This is a genomic window from Burkholderia sp. E168m23 (assembly GCF_016586125.1).
GTDB classification, from domain to species: domain Bacteria; phylum Pseudomonadota; class Gammaproteobacteria; order Burkholderiales; family Burkholderiaceae; genus Burkholderia; species Burkholderia orbicola.
In genome coordinates, this window is sequence record NZ_BCPP01001313.1 from 1 (window position 1) to 1,463 (window position 1,463).

Annotated in this window: 1 protein-coding gene and 1 pseudogene; both read right to left on the reverse strand. The window is 64.4% G+C overall.

The window, feature by feature from the left end:
- Positions 1 to 92 precede the first annotated feature (92 nt).
- Positions 93 to 647 (reverse strand): phosphonate degradation HD-domain oxygenase, encoded by a 555-nt coding sequence (locus JMF90_RS36850; RefSeq protein ID WP_011546903.1) that lies wholly within the window; start codon positions 645 to 647, stop codon positions 93 to 95.
- A gap of 4 nt (positions 648 to 651) precedes the next feature.
- Positions 652 to 1,404 (reverse strand): annotated as a pseudogene (locus JMF90_RS36855) (aldehyde dehydrogenase family protein); the annotation flags it as partial.
- Positions 1,405 to 1,463: the final 59 nt, after the last annotated feature.

Below are 1,463 nucleotides of genomic sequence, written 5' to 3' on the forward strand. Positions count from 1 at the left end.
CACCTCCCGCCGTGAGCGCAAGGGGTTTCGCAAAAAATATAAGGCGCCGCACGCTGCCGCGTGCGGCGCCTTATATAGAAGCAGCCGAATCGTCAGGAACGTGCGCGCACCTGACGCGCGACGATCTCCATATAGTGATCGAGATCCGGTGTCGCCTTGCCTTCCTCCTTCGCCGTATCGTCCCAGCGGCGCAGGCGCAACGCATCCTCCGCGAACGGGCGCCGCAGGAACGCCGCCGTCTCCTCTTCACTGAAGACGCCGCCCTGCAACGCCAGACTGCGCACCGAGTCCGGCGACAGGCTCTCAAAGTAGCCGGCATCCGTGCGGCACAGGCAGCGCTTCGCGTCGACATGCAGCCGGATCGGCTCCAGCACCGCGTCGGAAAACAACGGACGCAGGAATGGCAGCACGTAATACTGATGCAGATCGTCGATCCCGCGCGCGCTCGGCGTGTCGCCCTGACGGTTCAGCAGATGGCCGAGGTCATGCAGGAACGCCGCCGCGACCAGCGCTTCGTCCACCCCGGACTCCTCCGCCAGCAAGCCGCTCTGCAATGCATGCTCCAGCTGCGTGACCGGTTCGCCGCTATAGGCCACATGGCCATGCTCGCGATACAGCCCGTGGATCTCTTCCACCGTCAACGCCATCCACTCACTCCCAAGGCAGCGAAAACGTCTTCAGGTTCGTGAAGCTCTTCATCGCCTCCTGGACGCCTTCCTTGTAACCGAGCCCCGAATCCTTGATCCCGCCGAACGGCGACAGTTCGATCCGGTATCCCGGCACTTCCCACACGTTCACCGTGCCGACCTTCAGCTCGTTCACGAACCGTACGACCGCCGCCGTACTGTCCGTACAGACACCCGACGACAGCCCGAACGCCGTGCCGTTGCTGATCCGGATCGCGTCTTCGATCGTATCGAATGCGATGACGGGCGACACAGGGCCGAAGGTCTCCTCGCGCACGATCGTCATCGACGGATCGACGTTGTCGAGCACGGTCGGCGCATACAGCGCGCCGCGCCGCACGTTGCCGGTCAGCAGGCGCGCGCCCTGCGCGACCGCCTCGTTCACCCGTACCTCGAACAGCCGCGCCGCCGTCTCGTCGATCACCGTGCCCATTTCGTTCGCGGGATCGAACGGATCGCCGTATTTCCATGCGCGCGTCTTCTCGACGAGCAATTCGGTGAACGCGGGCGCGATCGAGCGCTGCACCAGCATCCGCTTGACGGCCGTACAGCGCTGGCCCGAATTCCGGTACGAGCCGAGCACCGCCAGCGATGCCGCGCGGTCGAGATCGGCATCGGCCAGGACGATCAGCGGATCGTTGCCGCCCAGCTCCAGCACGATGCGTCGATAGCCGGCCCGCGCGGCAATCGCCTTGCCGATCGCGACGCCGCCCGTGAAGGCGTAATAACTTCGTATAGCATACATTATACGAAGTTATACGACATTTCCGCCGCGCC

What these genes read in the sequence shown, in the direction of transcription:
- JMF90_RS36850 (WP_011546903.1), bottom strand. Translation starts at nt 647, where the DNA reads ATGGCGTTGACGGTGGAAGAGATCCACGGGCTGTATCGCGAGCATGGC.